The organism is Hymenobacter volaticus (genome assembly GCF_022921055.1).
GTDB lineage: Bacteria > Bacteroidota > Bacteroidia > Cytophagales > Hymenobacteraceae > Hymenobacter > Hymenobacter volaticus.
Map to the genome: position 1 here is coordinate 1 of NZ_CP095066.1, position 16701 is coordinate 16701.

20 protein-coding genes and 1 pseudogene are annotated in these 16701 nt (G+C 56.0%); 15 read left to right on the top strand and 6 right to left on the bottom strand.

The features are described from left to right. Positions 1-784 precede the first annotated feature (784 nt). Positions 785-1081, bottom strand: a complete 297-nt coding sequence (locus tag MUN86_RS28055) for a DUF3817 domain-containing protein (RefSeq protein ID WP_245127282.1) — start codon at positions 1079-1081, stop codon at positions 785-787. Positions 1082-2117: 1036 nt separating this feature from the next. Between MUN86_RS28055 and MUN86_RS28060 the strand changes: the two genes are divergently transcribed. Beyond that, on the top strand, positions 2118-2657 hold the full coding sequence (locus tag MUN86_RS28060) for a heme NO-binding domain-containing protein (RefSeq protein ID WP_245127284.1): 540 nt from the start codon (positions 2118-2120) through the stop codon (positions 2655-2657). Between the two features lie 579 nt (positions 2658-3236). After that, a complete protein-coding gene (locus MUN86_RS28065) occupies positions 3237-3395 on the top strand; it encodes a hypothetical protein (RefSeq protein WP_245127285.1) in 159 nt (52 codons plus the stop codon). A gap of 644 nt (positions 3396-4039) precedes the next feature. Here MUN86_RS28065 and MUN86_RS28070 read toward each other — a convergent pair. After that, positions 4040-4297: a hypothetical protein gene (locus MUN86_RS28070; protein WP_245127287.1), complete on the bottom strand. Its 258-nt coding sequence runs from the start codon at positions 4295-4297 to the stop codon at positions 4040-4042. Positions 4298-4857: 560 nt separating this feature from the next. Between MUN86_RS28070 and MUN86_RS31485 the strand changes: the two genes are divergently transcribed. The 4 genes from MUN86_RS31485 to MUN86_RS32560 all read left to right on the top strand — a co-directional run bounded on the left by MUN86_RS31485 (position 4858) and on the right by MUN86_RS32560 (position 9569). Further along, complete coding sequence (locus MUN86_RS31485; RefSeq protein WP_280640687.1) at positions 4858-5139, top strand: low temperature requirement protein A; 282 nt, start codon at positions 4858-4860, stop codon at positions 5137-5139. A gap of 2 nt (positions 5140-5141) precedes the next feature. Then, the gene (locus MUN86_RS28075) at positions 5142-6023 is read left to right on the top strand and encodes a low temperature requirement protein A (RefSeq protein WP_280640688.1); all 882 of its coding nucleotides are present in this window, start codon (positions 5142-5144) and stop codon (positions 6021-6023) included. 472 nt (positions 6024-6495) lie between these two features. Continuing rightward, positions 6496-9321: a malectin domain-containing carbohydrate-binding protein gene (locus tag MUN86_RS28080; protein ID WP_245127288.1), complete on the top strand. Its 2826-nt coding sequence runs from the start codon at positions 6496-6498 to the stop codon at positions 9319-9321. Positions 9322-9353: 32 nt separating this feature from the next. Continuing rightward, positions 9354-9569 (top strand): hypothetical protein, encoded by a 216-nt coding sequence (locus MUN86_RS32560; RefSeq protein ID WP_375379529.1) that lies wholly within the window; start codon positions 9354-9356, stop codon positions 9567-9569. Positions 9570-9919: 350 nt separating this feature from the next. Here the strand turns inward: MUN86_RS32560 and MUN86_RS28090 are convergent, their stop codons facing one another. Together MUN86_RS28090 and MUN86_RS28095 are read right to left on the bottom strand one after the other, a co-directional pair. After that, positions 9920-10816 carry an NmrA family NAD(P)-binding protein gene (locus MUN86_RS28090; RefSeq protein ID WP_245127291.1) on the bottom strand — a complete coding sequence of 299 codons (897 nt, stop codon included), beginning with the start codon at positions 10814-10816 and terminating at the stop codon, positions 9920-9922. A 10-nt stretch (positions 10817-10826) separates the two neighbouring features. Beyond that, positions 10827-11330, bottom strand: a complete 504-nt coding sequence (locus MUN86_RS28095) for a nuclear transport factor 2 family protein (RefSeq protein WP_245127292.1) — start codon at positions 11328-11330, stop codon at positions 10827-10829. An 84-nt stretch (positions 11331-11414) separates the two neighbouring features. Between MUN86_RS28095 and MUN86_RS28100 the strand changes: the two genes are divergently transcribed. From MUN86_RS28100 to MUN86_RS28110, 3 genes are all read left to right on the top strand, one after another. Then, entirely contained in the window at positions 11415-11837 is a 423-nt protein-coding gene (locus MUN86_RS28100; protein WP_245127293.1) for a winged helix-turn-helix transcriptional regulator, read from the top strand. A 186-nt stretch (positions 11838-12023) separates the two neighbouring features. Further along, the gene (locus tag MUN86_RS28105) at positions 12024-12455 is read left to right on the top strand and encodes a hypothetical protein (RefSeq protein ID WP_245127294.1); all 432 of its coding nucleotides are present in this window, start codon (positions 12024-12026) and stop codon (positions 12453-12455) included. Between the two features lie 170 nt (positions 12456-12625). Continuing rightward, positions 12626-12937 carry a hypothetical protein gene (locus tag MUN86_RS28110; RefSeq protein ID WP_245127295.1) on the top strand — a complete coding sequence of 104 codons (312 nt, stop codon included), beginning with the start codon at positions 12626-12628 and terminating at the stop codon, positions 12935-12937. Between the two features lie 132 nt (positions 12938-13069). Here MUN86_RS28110 and MUN86_RS28115 read toward each other — a convergent pair whose 3' ends face one another. Next, the gene (locus tag MUN86_RS28115; protein WP_245127296.1) at positions 13070-13567 is read right to left on the bottom strand and encodes a DUF6756 family protein; all 498 of its coding nucleotides are present in this window, start codon (positions 13565-13567) and stop codon (positions 13070-13072) included. A 153-nt stretch (positions 13568-13720) separates the two neighbouring features. Between MUN86_RS28115 and MUN86_RS28120 the strand changes: the two genes are divergently transcribed. Then, the gene (locus MUN86_RS28120; RefSeq protein ID WP_245127297.1) at positions 13721-14038 is read left to right on the top strand and encodes a hypothetical protein; all 318 of its coding nucleotides are present in this window, start codon (positions 13721-13723) and stop codon (positions 14036-14038) included. A gap of 324 nt (positions 14039-14362) precedes the next feature. Then, the gene (locus tag MUN86_RS28125) at positions 14363-14746 is read left to right on the top strand and encodes a hypothetical protein (protein ID WP_245127299.1); all 384 of its coding nucleotides are present in this window, start codon (positions 14363-14365) and stop codon (positions 14744-14746) included. A 96-nt stretch (positions 14747-14842) separates the two neighbouring features. On the opposite strand, the gene MUN86_RS28130 is transcribed toward MUN86_RS28125, so the two are convergent. Further along, positions 14843-15190, bottom strand: a complete 348-nt coding sequence (locus tag MUN86_RS28130) for a hypothetical protein (RefSeq protein ID WP_245127300.1) — start codon at positions 15188-15190, stop codon at positions 14843-14845. A gap of 121 nt (positions 15191-15311) precedes the next feature. Between MUN86_RS28130 and MUN86_RS28135 the strand changes: the two genes are divergently transcribed. The 4 genes and pseudogenes from MUN86_RS28135 to MUN86_RS31500 all read left to right on the top strand — a co-directional run bounded on the left by MUN86_RS28135 (position 15312) and on the right by MUN86_RS31500 (position 16372). Continuing rightward, positions 15312-15482 carry a hypothetical protein gene (locus MUN86_RS28135; RefSeq protein WP_245127302.1) on the top strand — a complete coding sequence of 57 codons (171 nt, stop codon included), beginning with the start codon at positions 15312-15314 and terminating at the stop codon, positions 15480-15482. Between the two features lie 84 nt (positions 15483-15566). Further along, positions 15567-15779: pseudogene (locus tag MUN86_RS31490) on the top strand (phage integrase N-terminal SAM-like domain-containing protein); the annotation flags it as partial. Between the two features lie 66 nt (positions 15780-15845). Then, positions 15846-16097 carry a tyrosine-type recombinase/integrase gene (locus MUN86_RS31495; protein WP_280640698.1) on the top strand — a complete coding sequence of 84 codons (252 nt, stop codon included), beginning with the start codon at positions 15846-15848 and terminating at the stop codon, positions 16095-16097. Further along, positions 15989-16372, top strand: a complete 384-nt coding sequence (locus tag MUN86_RS31500) for a tyrosine-type recombinase/integrase (RefSeq protein WP_375379526.1) — start codon at positions 15989-15991, stop codon at positions 16370-16372. The genes MUN86_RS31495 and MUN86_RS31500 overlap by 109 nt, the downstream gene beginning before the upstream one ends. Positions 16373-16701: the final 329 nt, after the last annotated feature.

Genomic DNA, 16701 nt, shown 5'->3' on the forward strand with positions numbered 1-16701 from the left:
TGATTTTCTATAATTTGAATCCCCATCCCAATTGTAGAATTATACAATATCAGTAATTGTTATTTTAAATGAATAAAATATAATTAAACGACCAATAGTTTCTTAGCTGTTGAACCAGGCATAGCTTAGCTATTGCCGATCAACTTCTAGCTCTTTGCACTTAGAGGACTCTGTTGACGGCTGCTTAAGAGTCTATCTTGTTAGCTTGAACTATTCAACTACTTAAGAAAGAAATTACTTTGAGTCAAGTAGAGCAGCTACTTCAGCAGATATGCTATACAGCGCTATCTATAGCACTAGATCTATAATCGTCAGACTGCTGTAAAAGAAAAGATGCTACGGCTGCAGCCTATAGAGTACAGAAAGCAGCTTTGTAAATGTTGCCTCTAGCTGCGGCAGTTAGGAACGATCTTCCAAGTGCACTGATGTTGTGATTTTGCTAATTACCCCATCTTAAAACCCCAGCAGGACTTTACGCATTAAGGGTAATAGGCAAAGCCGCTGTATAAGCTTGCCCAGTCTTTCCTAGACGTGTCGGGGCACCAATGAATTTACTTTGCAAATCACCAGCAAGCCGAGTACGGGCCTGCTAAGACAATTTAGCGGTGTAACAGCTTATTGCAGTAAACCCTAATCAACAAACTGGCAGTAGGGAAAGCTGCTCAAATCAGCTTCTTTGCCCTCACTTACCGACCTCCTATTTATAATACCCTAGCGGTAAGATAAAGAGCAAGGAGTGTTTTTGTTATCCTTTGGTAAGTTGGAAGGTCTACTTCGTTGGCAGTTAGCGAAACAAGTTTTTATCGGCCCAAAAGGGACCGAAAGGCAACAGTGCCACTACCAAGGCCCCAAAACCTTTCTGAAGAGACCAGTTGAACTTCAAGCTAGCCTGAATAACTAGTACTACATATACCACAAATAGAAGACCATGGGCCATACCCAGAATCCGAACGACTTGTGGCACCCCTACAAAGTACTTCAGAGGCATCGCCACCCCAAGCAATAGCAGGAACGAAAGACCTTCTAAAAAACCAACTATACGCAGGCGTCCAAGTAAAGAACCAAGCAGTGGCAATTGCATAAACTTGTATAAGGTCGTGAACGCTGTCATTGAAGATCTTTGCCTACCGCACAAATCCTTAAAGCTAACGGTGCCTGCTGTACGAGCGCCTAGCGAAGCTCTGTTAACTAGGCAATAGTGGTGGTCAACTGAAGTACTTGTTGGAAGTAACGACAATCACGCTAGCGCGTGGCAACAAGAGGATGGGTTCGCTTTACTTCCATTATTGGCCCCACATGTACTAGACCGTCTAAATCGACTTGCCGTAACCGATATTGGGCTGGTCCTTGAATCGACGTAGAGTCTACAAACTCGTGCTGGCGAGGGGTAACGGTCATTGCGTCACCCGGCACCTGTACAAGTGCCCGGAAGGAGGTTTGTCCAAGCCGCCGCTCTACAATAAAGTAGTCACAAGCTAACTCATCATGCGTTTCCCATTGCACCCGTTGAATAGCTTCTTCCTGCACTACTCGAAAACTCCTTAATACCAATGTGTTTTCCGGTGTGCTCTCTGAAACCGAGCGCGCGTTTTCATGAATACTAACGCAGGCTGTACTCAAAAATAATAGCGAAAGCCCGCAAGAAATACGAGGTAACAAGAGCAGCGAGAAAGAGAATCTCATAAAATTTGACATGCGGCTATCTAATAATAGTTAAAGATATAGTGCTGTTCTATAAATCAAGAGGCTTGTTTCAACAAAAATATTGCAAATCATAAGATTTATATTGATTCAGGCATAGATACTATATCTGCGGCGGCACGGGAGTCGAGTCACTCTTAGTGACACGAGGGCTCTGCTGCTGCTAGCTGTACTAGGCCAAAATACGCCCTAGTCACCGAGCAGGGACTGATAGCTGCACCAGTGTGGTGCGGTGAAACAATACTTTAATTTAAGTATTGTACTTTAGCAACTTGGCAGCCTAGTAAGCTGAACCATGAAACGGGCATCATTACGAAGGAGCCGGGCGGGGGGTAGGTAAGAGTTAACTCCAACTTCCCGTCCAGACTACTTTCGCCCGTACCAATCGTTTTCTAGTTACTTCATCCCTATACCCGATGCACGGCCATATTTTCATGTTGCTAAGACGCTACGTGCAAACGCAGTATGACCATAGCACCTGGCTTAAGCTGATGCAGAATGCCGGGTTGGAAACGCTTGAATTTGATCATAAAACCGTCTACCCGGACCAGCATATCTATGACCTCGTGGGCCAGGCGGCTCAGATGACCGGAATTCCGGCTGGTGAACTGCACGAGAAATTTGGCGAGTACCTCGTCCCCGATCTGATGTTCATGTATCAGAAGCACCTACGGCCCGAGTGGAAAACGCTCGACATGATCGAGAACACGGAAAGGACGATGCATAAACAGGTGCGCAGTGAACATGCCGAGAACCGGCCCCCCGTATTGGAGGTGCAACGCTTAAATAAAAATGAACTGTTTATTGACTACATCTCGAAACGGCGTATGAGCGGCTTGGCGGTAGGCATTGTACGCGGTCTGGCCACGTATTTCGACGAGGCCGACCGGATTGAGGTACTGTCGACCACCAGCGAAGAGGGCGAGCAAGTGCGCATTCATGTGCGGCGCCGCTAAGCCCATTAGGCGTACGTAGCGCCCACTTCTTGACGGCACAATTGCCAGATAATTTCCAGTGAGAATATCTTCTGGAACTGGATGAACGTTCGACGCAAACCACCCCGGCCTGTACAATGCCGCAAGGTTTGTGTACTGCTTATCGATACGGGTTGTTAAACAGGGAAAGTCGCTGATTTGGACCTGCCGACCGACGCGCCCGTGTCTATTTCCCAGGTGCAAGCCTCAGCTCAGCGCTATACGACGGGAAAAGCAATGCCGTAGGGTGCTGAATAAGCAAGTCGGCCGCCTTATCTGTTTTCGCGCAACTCTGGGGACCGCCTGAAATCACCGCACTAAAGACGGACAGACAAGTAGCGTTCTGGAGGATGACAGTAGCAAGCAGCACATTGAGAGCCCCGTAGAAGAGAAAGGGAGCGGCCGTATTATACAGCGGCCGCAGATCTACCCGGTGGCTGAGGCCTAATTGCTAGGCTACGTTGCGCACTGCCGCCCACCGCGGCAGGTCAGATAGGGTAGCTGGGCAATCCATTGTCACCAATTCCGCGGCCGAACTGTGCTCCTGCGGCAGGCGATACGATGCCTTTAAGTCGAATCCGGGACCTTAACCGACCAACGCACGTCATTGAGTTTTCCACGAAAGAGGATAAATTCATCTCTCTGGCCGTTAATGCGCGCGACACCAACCTAGCCGTCGCCCGCCAGATTTTGAAAGCCCACACCGCCGTGTTGAACTAACCATGCCGGCTTGGCCGTCGACCATGCCCGTTAGTTCTCCTAGCGGGCGTAGGGGTGTTTGTGGGGAGGGAAGCCGCAAAACGGCGAACCGCCGCCCTCAAGTAACGGCTCCACGGTGGGCTGGCCCTTTTCCTCGCTTGGCGGCCCCTCCCCAACAAGGCCGGGCGATAGCGGTTTACGCTAGCGAAGAATACAATGCAACTGGAAAAACCTTGTTCCGTGAACAGGGCTTTTTTTTGCGCTTTAACTGCAAAACAGGGGCCCGGCCCGCCGCCACCCCCCTAGTAAGCGGTGCTCCCTTTTGGGCCCTACGGGAGAAAATATCACCCTCGGGCACAGCCGAAGTATTCTCTTTCGTGATCAACCCTTCCATTCCAGGCCCCTGCTTAAACAGCTTGCGCCGGGGGATAACCCGCTCCTAACCGTCACCTGACTTAGATAGCAGGAGGCCGCCGTGCGCCCCGCAAAAATCTTTCCCTAGGAAGACTCGGTCGCGCGCTGCCGGCTGCGCAGCCACTGCTCGGCTTCCGCCACGTGGTGGAAGACGTGTAGTTCCAGTGGCTCGACGACTGAGCTGGGGAAGCATAGCGTCAGGCTATCGGTGCGCGTGTCGGGTTGCACGACGTGGGCAATACAGCGCAGTCCTAGACGGAAGGCCTGCGGCACCCACGCCCGTTGCAGCCACTCCCCGAGTCGAACCAGGGGCCGCGCAAGGCCAGGTTGTCGTTGAGCAGGTACGGGCAGCGAAGCGGTGGCACATTGCGCAAGAACTGTTCGGCCCCGCGCATGGCTTCGAGTGGATCGACGTACCCGCTCCAGACTGAGCGCAGCCAGCCATTTCGCTCTTCGTACGTGAGCGTGCATTGACTCCCATCGGCATCGGGCAACGAAAAAAGCAGCATACGCGATGATCTGGTGGGCCGGGAAGATAGGTACGCAAGAAGGCCCGAGCTGGATTGCTACGGAGCGATGGCTAGCCGCCCGTGCTTCCAGTGGGCGTCCCTAGCAACGACGGCGCGTCGTGCCCCGGCACAGAAGTGGTGGGAACGAGGGTAGACGGGTGGATTAGTATCTAGTCTTAGAATCAGTTGGCCCCGAAAAACACGATGGCGCTGTCATTCCGGCCCTACTGCCGGTTGGCATGCTCCGGCTGTTTTGACTGTCGACCGGTGTCAGGACCAGTTGCAACAAGGCGCCCTCGCTCCCGCTGAAGGAGGCCGTCGTGAAGTTAACTGGAGCGACGGGCAAGTAGCCGTTTAAATACATGAATTTCTCCGGAGATACCGTCTCAAAGGCCATACGGTGGTAGGCAGAAGCATAAGAAAAATTGTAAGTCAATTTCGGTTTCCCGGTGGTATGGGCTAACCGAATCGCCCCCTTCGCCGTTTTCCGGCTTACGTGGCAGCAATTAGGGGCTAGCCCCGCCTCCAGGGCAAGAGCTTCACCACTAATTCACCTGCCGATGGCTGATCCACGTGCCCACGACCTGAAGCCTACGGCGGACGCCCCTGAGGATGAGCGGGGCCAGACCCCAGTCGACCGCTGGCTCGAGCCCTTTTACGACTTGGTGGCCGGCGTGCTCATCGGCCAGCTCACGACCATGTTCACGAAGACCGTCACGCTAGCCGACTACGGCCACTATTGCGCCGTGTTTGTACCCTCCTGGTGGCTGTGGAACGGCTTCTCGCTGTACTTCGACCGCTTCGACCGCAACTCGCGCTGGCAGCAGGGGGCCTGCTGCTGAGCATGGTGGCGCTGGTGCTGCTCGCGGTGACGGCGCCCCAGACACGGGAAGGCCAAGTCGCCGGCTTCACGTGGGCCTACGTGGCGGCCCGCGGGTTGCTGCTCGTGCTCTATGCCTATACGTGCTGGACCGATAAGGAGGCCCGGCCCTTAGCGCGGGGCTTGCTGACGGGCTACTCGCTGGGCTGGCTGGGCTGGGTGATCGGCGGGCTGTGGCCTGCCTATGGGCTGTGGTGGAAGCTGGGCGGACTGCTCATTGACTTTCTCACGCCGCGCTTGCTTCAGCGCCAACTCAAGGAGTTGCCCGTCACCCAGGATCACTTCACCAACCGGCTGCGCGAGTTCACCATGATTGTGGTGAGCCAGAATGTGGAAGTGCTGCCCCGCGACTTAGGCGACCTGTTGTGGCAGGCCCCGGCTTTGCTCACGTCGGCCAATGGCTTTGTGTTAGGCGTGGGCTTGTGGTGGTGGTACTACCAGCACTATAGCCAGCTGCTCGACCAGAAAGAGCATGAGAGCGGGCTACGCTACGCGATGGGGCATTTGCCACTCTACCTGGGCAGCGGCACCGTGGCGCTGGGCGTCTTCGATGTCTTGCATAGCAACCCTACCGTCTGGCTCCTGCCCCTGGGTTTGACCCTGTATACGGTCTCGCTGCTCTGGCTGAGCTACCCGCAGCTCCCCCCGGACTGTCAACGGCGCTATGGCTGGCACACGGCCGCGTTGGTCGCGGCGAGTTGGGGACTGGTTCTCGGGCCGCTGGAAAGTTGGATCACCCTGTTGCTGACGAATGCCGTCGCCTTGGCCTACGGCTACTTTACATATCCGCTGCTGCGGGCGGCTGAACAGCCTGGACCGCCCGCAGCAGATCCGCAGCAAAGTTAGTAAGAGGCCTCTCCGAGTTTACCCTCGATAAGGGGCCCTTATCAAGAGTATACAGCCTTGCTTTTCGCTCCTCCTAGTGAACTACTCACAAAATACTACTTGAGCAATAGCTTTGCTTAGCGCCATCCTTTCAGGACCTTAGACTGTTCTGCAAGCGCCGCAAAGCTACATAGCCAATACGTTTAAGCACCTGCTCCAACATCTTCTCTAGCTGAGCCTTAAGGACTTAGAGGTCAAACTGCTCTACTATTACATTATCATATAATTAATCCTTGTTTTTATTGCTTCTTTTTGTGGACCTTGCACGGCCCAATCCCCTTGTTTCTCGACCCCATCGAGGCGATCAGCGGGTCGGCGCCTGGTCCTGTATTACCCTACCGCTCCACCTGCGGTTTATTTTCTCTTTTTTCTCTTATACCCCTATGAAATCAACGTTTACTCGTTTGCTGCCCCTGGCAGCAGGGGTGCTCCTGTGTGGGTCTGCCAGTCAGGCGCAAGTAGCCCCTCCGTCCCGCCTCAACCGGTCACGCAAGCCTGGCTGGCCCGCTCGAGTGCGCAATATGCCGATCAACGCGACATGGAAGTGGATGCCGCCGGCAACACGTATGTCACCGGCTCCGTAAAGGTGGACGATTTTACTCTCGATTATCTGACCAGCAAGTACTCGCCGAGCGGGCAGCTGCTCTGGCAAAAAAGTTACAATGGCGTCTCGCCTACCCGCAGCACGGACGAGCCGGTGGCCTTGGCCGTGGATGCCGTCGGCAACGTGTACGTGACGGGCACAGCCTGGATTTACACGGGCGGCTATTTGACCGGCACGCGCTACGACTACGTCACCATCAAGTATTCGCCGACGGGAGAGCAGCTCTGGGTGGCCCGCTATGACCGCAATAATACCGATGAAGAGGCCGCCGATATCGCCGTCGACGCGGCCGGCAATGTCTACGTACTCGGCACTACGGGCTACGCAAGTGATGGCTATGCCATTCAGACCGTGAAATATTCCGCCACGGGGCAGTTGCTCTGGACTTCCTCGGATCTACGCATTAGCGGTGATCACGCGACTCACATGGCCTTAAATGCTACCGGCGACGTGTATGTAGTGGGCAATTCGGTGTCCGACGGTATTGTCAGAAAATATTCCGGGGCGACCGGCAAACAACTGTGGTCGGCTCTTTCGCCGAGTAGCACCGAGGGGAATAGTCAGTTCGCGGACCTGGCGGTGGACGCGGCCGGCAATGTGGTAGTAATTGGGACCTTCAACACCGGCAAATTCGGTACTGACCCCGGCAAGAACTACTATACGGCTAAGTACGCCAGCGCTACCGGCCAGCGGCTGTGGACCGCCAGCTACGATGGGCCGGCCAACAACTTCGACCAGGCCGCGGCCCTGGCTCTGGATGCGGCCGACAACGTGTATGTGACCGGTCACTCCTATAACGGCAACGCGTTCAGCACGAGTGACTACGCCACGCTCAAGTACGACGCCAACGGCCAGCAGCAGTGGGTGGCCCGCTACAACGGCCCCAGCAAGCTGGGCGATGCGGCCACGGCCCTGACGCTCGATCAAACAGGCAACGTGTATGTGACGGGCCGCACCGAGGTTCCGGGCCCCAATGGTCTGGGCAGCGCCAACAACTATGACTACGGCACGGTGAAGTATTCGGCCAGTGGACAGCAAGTGTGGGAGGCGAAGTATGGCACGACGGGCGTCTGGGATGATAAGGCGCGAACCATTCGCGTGGCAGCGAGCGGCAAGGTTCAGGTTTCCGGTTATTCCACCACGGGCTGCTGCGAGGGCAACCAACTGACCGTGCAGTACGACCAGCAAACTACGCCCGCCCCGACGACGGCGCGCTACCGCATCCATGCCGGCGGTGAGCAGGTTACCACCTCGCTCGGCACTTTCGCCGCTGACCAATACGCCACCGGCGGCACCACCTTTGCCACCGACCAGCCTATTGCCGGCACTACGGAGGATGCCCTCTACCAAACCGAGCGCTACGGTACTCAATTTGGCTACGCCTTCCCCGTCAGCCGGGGCCAGCAGTACCAGGTGGTGCTCCACTTTGCCGAGGTCTACGCCACACAGGCGGGCCAGCGCGTGTTCGATGTAGCCCTGGAAGGCAACACCGTGCTCGACAACTACGACCTCTACCGTAAGGTCGGGGCCTACACCGCTACTACCGAGCGCTTTACGGTGACCGTGGCCGACGACGAACTCAATCTCGACTTCAGCTCGCTGGCCAGCGCAGGCGGAGTCGACAACGCCAAAGTTTCGGCTATTGAGGTGTATGGCCCGAGCACCACCCCCACGACGCCCACCGCCGTACTTCGCCTCAAGGCCGGCAGCGGGCAACTCAGCACGAGTATGGGTACCTTCGCGGCCGATCAGTACGCGACGGGCGGGTCCGTCTTCGCCACTGACCAACCCATTGCGGGCACGGCTGACGAGGCCTTGTATCAGACCGAGCGCTACGGCAGCTTCACCTACAACCTGCCCGTGCCCAACGGTACGTATACCGTCAAGCTCCACTTCGCTGAGCTCTATTGGAATAGTGCCGGGCAACGCGTCTTCAACGTGGCCGCCGAAGGCAGCCCCGTGCTTACCGCCTATGATATTGTGAAAAAGGCGGGCCCGCTGACGGCCACCACCGAGTCCTTCCCCGTTACCGTCACCGACGGGCAGCTCATCCTGGCCTTCGCGCCCGGCGCCGGCGGGGTAGATCAGCCCAAGGTGTCGGCCATCGAGGTGCTCGAGGCAACGCCCACCGCCGTGCTACGCCTCAAGGCCGGCGGGGACGCGCTGAACACCTCGTTGGGACGTTTTGCCGCCGACCAATTCTTCGCCGGGGGCAGCGACTTTGTCACCGACCAGCCGATTGCCGGCACGCAGGATGATGCCTTGTACCAGAGTGAGCGTTACGGCTCTTTCCTCTACAGCCTGCCCGTACCCAACGGCACGTATACCGTCAAGCTGCACTTCGCCGAACTCTACTGGGACGCCCCGGGCCAGCGTGTGTTCGACGTGGCCGCCGAGGGCACGACCGTACTCAAGGCCTATGACATCGTGCAGAAAGTCGGGCCGTTGACGGCCACCACCGAATCCTTTTCGGTGACTGTCACGGACGGCGTGCTCTCGCTGGCCTTTGCCCCGGGGCCACCGGGGTGGATCAGCCGAAGGTGTCGGCCATCGAAGTGCTCAGCGGCAGCGCTGCTCTACCGGCGGCGCGCCCCGCTGGCAGCCCGCTGGCGGCCGTTGCGGCGGCCAAGCTGCCGGTCTATAGCGCCCAGGTGAAGCTCTACCCCAATCCGTCGGCGGATGGCCGCGTGACCGTCGAGCTGCCGGCCGCCTTCCAAGGTGAGCTCAGTTACACGCTGGTCTCCTCGCTGGGCACGATCCTGAGCCAGGGCCAGCGCACGGTCTCGGCCGCAGGGCAGTCGTTGCCCTTCGACTTCTCGCAGCAGCTGCCGGCCCAAGGCCTCTACTACCTGCACCTGCGCGGAGCCAAGGGCCAGGCCCACGTTAAGATCCTGCGCAAATAACCCGTCTACTGCCGCTATCCAGGCGCTGGCACCTAGGGGTGCGAACCGCTGGCTAGCCACGAGGTGCCCAGCTTGGCGGCATCGACGACGAAGCTAAAAGGGTCTGTTGCCTGGGGCAACAGACCCTTTTTTATGCCCTGGCCTAGCGTAGGAATAAAAGCCCTTGTACCCCGTGGACACTTTCCAGTATGACAATCAGAAAAGGTCCAAGCCGTGTACTTTAGGGTAGTCTTCCTTTCCCAACTGCCCCCTCGCCTGCTCTACGTTACCTACTACCAAGTCAGTACCTTACAGTAAGGCAAAAGCAGGCTCGGGCTGGCCGAGCACCAGCAGCGGGCAATGACTTATTCCTAGTTGGATTGGAGAAGCGGAAGCAGGTGCGTGCTTACAAATTCCTGAAAACGGGTGGGCGTGTAGGCTTCGGCCGTACGCGGCGTCGCATAGGCCCCATGGGGGTCGCCTAAGGCTTGAAAGAGGGCCGTCATTTCTTGCTGCGCGTAGGGCGTCAGGCCCCACTGTGCTACGCTTTGCTGGAAGTCAGCGGCCGATTGACGCTGGTAGCGCACGGGGTGTCCCCAGGCCTGGGAGAGGAGGGCAGCGCAGGTGGGCAAAGTTAAATTGGTGGGACCCATCAGGTTGCGGGTCCACTGCCCAGCCCACTGCGAGTGCAGCAGGTAGTGCGCAGCCACCGCCGCAATATCCACGACGCTGATGAAGGGAAGGTCATGGTCCTCCGCGTAGGGGTATGCTACCACGCCCTGGGTGCGGATGCGGGTAGCCTGCGTCAGGAAGTTTTCCATAAAATAGCCCGGACGCAACGCCACTACGTGGGCCCCGGTCGCGTTGAGTTGCTGTTCCAGATCACCCGCGTAGGAAACCGTTCCCAGGCCCGGGGCCATGCCCGCGCCCAGGGTGGAGACGAGCACCACGTGCGGGATCCGGTGCATGCGCACGGCGGCGGCCCCGGCGGCGGCGACCGCCTGGTACCACTGCCGCCAATCGGGCGCGGTTAACGGGGGCGGGGGCACGAGCCAAAACAGGGCCTCTGCTCCCTGACAGGCGGCCACAACCGCCGCTTGGTCGGTGAGGTCCAAGGTGACGACCCGGGCCTGCGTGTGGGTAGCGACCGCCGCCGGCAGCGAGGCTGGGTTGCGGACCAGCAACACTGCTTCGCTGCCAGCGTGCAGGACCTGTTCGGCAACGCGGCGCCCAATGTTGCCGGCCGCCCCGCCAATGACAATACGCATAGTCAGGGAGTTAAACCGTGGGGGCCGTAGGGGTAAAGACTTGGCGGGCTTCCTCCGGCCCGCCGAAAGCTTCCCGGCCGGCGAGTTGGTTCCAGTATTCGCGGTAGTGCTGGATCTGCTCGCCGCGCAGTTCGAAGCGCATTACGTAGTCTTGGCGGTACGTGCGGTCGGTACCCGGGACAGGCGCTTCACAATGCACTTCAGCCCAATGGATACCCTGCGCTACGTCGTGCGCGAGGTATAGTTGGCTGAACACGAGCGGGGGCATGCCTTGCAAAGCATGCTGCAGGTACTGGCGAATGGCGGGTTTACCGTCTAAGCGGGCGGCCGTTCCCATCTGCGGCGCGTAGGGATACTCGATAATCGCCTCCTCGGTAAAGCAGGCCAGGACGGTCGGTAAGTCGGCGGTTTGAAAACCTTGGATCAGGTGTTGAAACACGCGCTGGGCGGTTTGGGCCAAGGGGGCCAAAGGGGGCGGGCTAACGGGAGCCAGCAGGGTAGCAGAAGTAATCATGCTCCAAAAGTGGGCTGTTGACTACCTAAAAGAAAGTAGGCACTAAAAAGTATAGTAGATACCTTTGTGTAACAAATGAGCCCAATGAGCGCAAACGAAGAAAAAAAAGTAGCAGCCCAGCAAAAATTAAAGGGCTGGCTCGAGGCAAAGTCTAATCTGGATGCGAGTTGCATCGTCCATCAAGCGTTGAACCTATTGGCCAGCAAATGGCTGCTGCTGATTCTGCTTGCCTTGATGCAGCGTCCCAAGCGCAATAGCGAACTGCAACGGCAGATTCGCGGCGTCTCGCCCAAGATGCTGGCGCAAAGCCTGCGGCAGCTGGAAGCGAGCGGGTTGGTGCACCGGCAAGTCTTTGCGCAGGTGCCGCCCCGCGTCGAGTACTCGCTGACTGCTTTTGGGGAAAGTATCGCGCCCTTCTTGGCAGAACTCTGCGACTGGTCCGTCACTTGGGAAGCGCAAGTCCAGACATTTCAGCCAGCTGCCGGGCAACAGCTCGCAGGCGAATAACCCGGTACCCTACCTTCAGAAAGTGCTTTTTCCAGGCAGCCGGTGCTTTCCTCCTCAATTGGTTACTCGTTCACACACCTTCTAGAAGAAGGCCTACTAAACATAAAACTACTTCTCGGACATCGCAGGCCTATATAGTCATCCAAGAAGTACCATTCAAACTAAGCTCTTTTCTCTCTGCACAGCATGAACGTAACAGAAGGCCGGTTTTTACGACAACTGCAGGGATTGAGCTGCGCGGCGAGAGTGAAATTGCTTTGGGAGGAGACTGCAGGCCCCACCCAGATTCAGGTGCAGTGGGAGTCAAAGTATGGGCGATACGACGACTGGGAAAACGGGGCCCTAGCTGGCCTCGCCTACGCCCTGCACTGCCTTTCGGGCTCCCAGTCCTACCGCATTGTGGTCGTCGACATTATTGGTACCGATGTGGATACGAACCCCACCATTGTTGCCCTGGCCGCACTCGAAGGCTTGTGGGAGGCGTTGCAGTATCGCGCCAGCCCCGCGCAATGGGAAGAGTTGGAAGCCTTGGCCCGGCAAAGCTGGCAGCACGATTGGTTTCAGGTCCCTGTTTTCCCCCTTACGGGCGCCCAAGAAAGCAACTCAAAGCGTTATTAAGACCATGCCTTCTCGCGCACAGGGGACATGAGAACAAGATCAAAGCCCATGGGGATATACGTTTGCGGATTTCTGGAAGTATCGCGTCTGGAGGAGGAGCTGTTAGCGCAGCCCTATGCCTGGCAGTCCTGTATCAACTTGGCTAGCTTAGGGCTGAACACCGGGGATGAGTGTCGCCTTGTCTTTGGGAAGCGAAGGACAACACCTCCCCCGAATGGGTCCCGCTAGCCCATCGCCGGGGGCTACCCGCTAATCCAGGAGAACTGACAGCGCAGGAGGCGCGCGAGGCATCCACTACGACTTCTGTTTGGGGCTTTACTTTTCTCTCCTATGAGGAGATGGCATCCCTTGATTGGCAAGCGTACCCAGATGTAGTGCTGGATGGAAGTACTTACGGCTGGGGCTTGCTCTGGAGCTTACTGAAGACGCTTGATGAGGCCGGGAAGTACCAGCGGCTAGTGGTCTGGTTTGACTGGAGTTAAGAAGCCGAAAGGAGCCTGTTTGCGTTGCAAACAGCAGCCTCATGTCCTATGCTAGGAATAGCGTGAATACCTCCAGGCATCTGGTTCTATTGAACCTACTCTTTACTTCTAGAACGCGTTAAGTCAAAACAACTACTCTAGTAAGCCGGCTCTACGCGGATCCAGCGCCAGGGCCTGTAGCTTGGGAATAACATTTCCTAACCCAATCAGTAAGTGGTGATGCGTTTCGCAGAGCAGCCACGCATACTTTTTTGACACGACATAGTACTCGAACGCAGAGTGCTCGTCTAAGAGGTGCTGTATCGCTGTGACGCTGCCTTGAAAGAGCCAGAACTTGCTTGGATCGTGCCCGGAATCGCAGGCCACAAACCAGACCCGCTGGTGCGGGGGCAGCACCTGATCTAAGCATCCATAGGCCCGGCCCTCCTCTAAGCGCAGGCTATACTGGGGCTTTTGAAAGCTTTCCCACCACCAGTTGAAGTGAGTATTGGCGTTGGTTTTTTGGACAAAGGTCTTTTCGATCTTATGCAGGACAGCGGGCCAGGCATAAATGCCAACGGCATCAAAGTCCTGTGGGGAAAGGCCGAGCAATCGGGCCAGATGAAGAAGTTGGTCCTTAAAACCAGGCATGGTAGGTGAATGAGGTGAATAGGATAAAAGTTAAACGTGTAGTTAATAGTTAATCAAAAGTAGTTCCTGGAAAAGCTGCTTTACATAATCGGTACTTATACGACCGTTAAGGTGAACCAGAAGAAGTATCTTCATCCGTTTTTTAGCCTTCTTATGAACCTGCTAGACCTTATTATCCACTTGGCTGACCCGCGTCTCCACGATGCCTTTTTCCTCGACCAGGGCGTGGACACCACTTCCGAGCATGTGTCCGTCTACATGCGAGGGGCGCCGGGGTTAGAAACGGATATCGCACTGTTAGGCGTGGAAGAAACGGACGAGGAGCTAGATTACCACAAACACGGGGCCCACTGGATCAATTTCCTGCCCTTGTACATGGTCGAGGAGATAGTCGAAGGTGGCGTGGCCGCTCGCAAGAGCCCTGTTGAAATCGCAACCCGTGTTCTGGAGTATGCCCGCAACGATGCCTGAGACGCGCACTGTAGCCCAAAAGGTAAACGCGCTAGGGATCCTTCTTTGGGTCTAGATAAACAGGACTTTCTCCCGAGTGGGGGCCCAGAAAGCCCCATGGTTATCTTGAAATAGTTGCTAAACATAAAGTTTGTTCTTGGACTAGCCTTGGAAAACTAACAGTTTATGGTCTTATTCTTTCTGCTTCTTAAATTGGTATTTTAACTATCTTGAGATCCGATTCTTGGCTACATTCTTTTAGTGCCGGGAGGGTAGCTCATGGTAGGAGTTGAGATTCACGGCGACCTCAGCAGCCGATTCCTTACAGTCTCTTTACAAGATATTTTGCCTTGCCTGCAAGCGCCTGAAACCACACAATGGTGTCTGTTGTACTTTGAAGCGTGGTCTTCTCAGACGTGGGCAGTGGAAGGGCTCTCCGATTTGTCAGAGTATGACAACGAGGTCAACCAATCGCCGAACGGAATTATCGTCACCCTGCACCAAGTGCACCAACTGGCGCAGGCCCCGACTCAGATCATCAACCTTGTGTTAGCAGGTAGTGCGCAAGCGGCTACCCTTCACCGATACGAGCAGCCGGAGCAACTCTATGCCTGCTGCGATTATGTATTGGAGGTCGTCGACTCTTCGTATCTCCTGGTACACAGTTCTGATCAACGATTTATCGAGTGCTTGCGCACTCGCCTTGAGGGTGTCAAAACAGTGCTATAGCTCCGTAACGTTAATTGAACGGTCGGCTTTAGACGTCAACGCAAAGGGGCCTACCTTTCAACAAAGCAACTACGCTGCGTGGTCAGCTACCCAGGCCTACAACGGGCTCACTTGTCCATCATTCTGCACGCCAAAGTAGATGGCCCGGTCCGGATCGAAGTCCGCGGAATAATAGGACGCGATGCGCTTCTTGAACTCCGGGAAGAGATGGTGTTGCTGCGCATACTGCCAGTCGTCTTTGGTGTGGAATAGCACGACAAATGAGTCCCACCCATAGTGAGAGCCAAACGTTAAGTGCGGGGTCGCAATAGCCGGAATGGCAAACACAGTCAAGAAGTCTTGGTGTTGTTTGGCCTGCATGGCCTGATGGCGACGCCTAGTCCGGTAGATCCACAGCAGTGCCAACAGGAGTAAGGTTGCAATTACATAAAGGAGGGGGCTCATAGTAGCAAAAGGTAAGCCCTCAACGGCTCCGGCGCAAAAGGCCCTTATCAGACATATATATTAAATATAGCGTATGTTAATTGTCATTTTACAAACGACCTAGTGTAAAGCGTACAAGCCGTTGACGCTGCTGGTAGAAGCGGCAGCAACTGGCTGTTCGGGTGCCGTAGGGCCCTTCCTCATCTCGTTGTGCCACCTGCGTAGCCCCCTTTCGGCGCGCCGCATCATCGGGGCGGCCTGTCTGTCGTATACGCTTGAGGCCAAGGGCCGGCACGTGCCGACCAGTACGTAACAGGTGGCCGCCTTTGACTGATGAACAAGCAACAACACTCCCCGCGCCCCCACTCCGTACGAGGTCCCGCTAACCCGCTTCAGCCAACGCATCACCCTGAAACGCTATAGCCCGCAAACGCTGAAAAACTACCGCGGGGCGTTTCAGCAGTTTCTTGCGCACCACACGCCGCGCCTGCCCCTTGAGCTAACGAAGCAGGATGTGCTGGATTACCTGAGCCTGCGTGTGGCGGGCGGCATCTCCGAAGCCTACCAAAACTTGTTGATTAACGCCATCAGGTTTTACTACGAACAGGTAGAAGGCCAGCCCCGGCAGTTCTACGAAGTACCCAGGCCCAAGCGTCCCCTGCAAAACCCGAAACTATTGGCAAAGGAGGAAATAAAAGCCCTGCTTCAGGGCACCGACAACCTGAAGCACCGCGCTATGCTTATGCTGGCGTATGGGCTAGGGCTACGGCTTGGCGAGATACTCGCCCTCACGCCGCCGGATATAGACTCACGCGCCGCATGGTACTCTATATACGGGGCGGCAAAGGTAAAAAGGACCGTGACCTACCTCTACCCGATACATTGCTCCAACTGCTACGGCAGCAGTTTCGGCAGTACCGGCCCGTGACGTTTCTGTTTGAAGGCGCGCAACCGGGTGAGCCGTACAGTGAGCGAAGCTTGCAACACGTCATCAAGCAAGCCGCTGCTCGCGCCGGTATTTGCCGACCTATTTCTATGCACATGCTTCGGCATTCCTATGCTACGCACCTGCTGGAAGCCGGCACTGACATCCGGGTGATTCAGGATTTACTGGGACACAGCAGCATCAAAACCACAGAAATCTATACGCATGTGGCGCAACTTAACCGGCCAACTTCCCCACTCGATGATTTGGGCTTGTAGCGGTGAACTAATGGCGGCAATCCACCTACTGTTGGCTGGGTTGCGTTGCCGCCATTGAGTTGCGTACTAAGAAAGGATTGCCGACATTCAAGTCATGCTGCCAATGACGGCAACACAGATGTTATGCGTCATTCCCACTTTGTCACGGAGAATAAAGTCCTTGGCTAACGAGGGAAAAAAATTAACGGGAAAGCAATGGAAATCCATAACGCTTTTTTACGTTAGTCAGAATGCCTGGCGGCAGTGCTAAGTCGAAACTGATTGCAAAAATCAATCTTGACCAACCAAAAATAAACGGAGAAAGCCGAAAATCCCGACAAAGAGTAAGC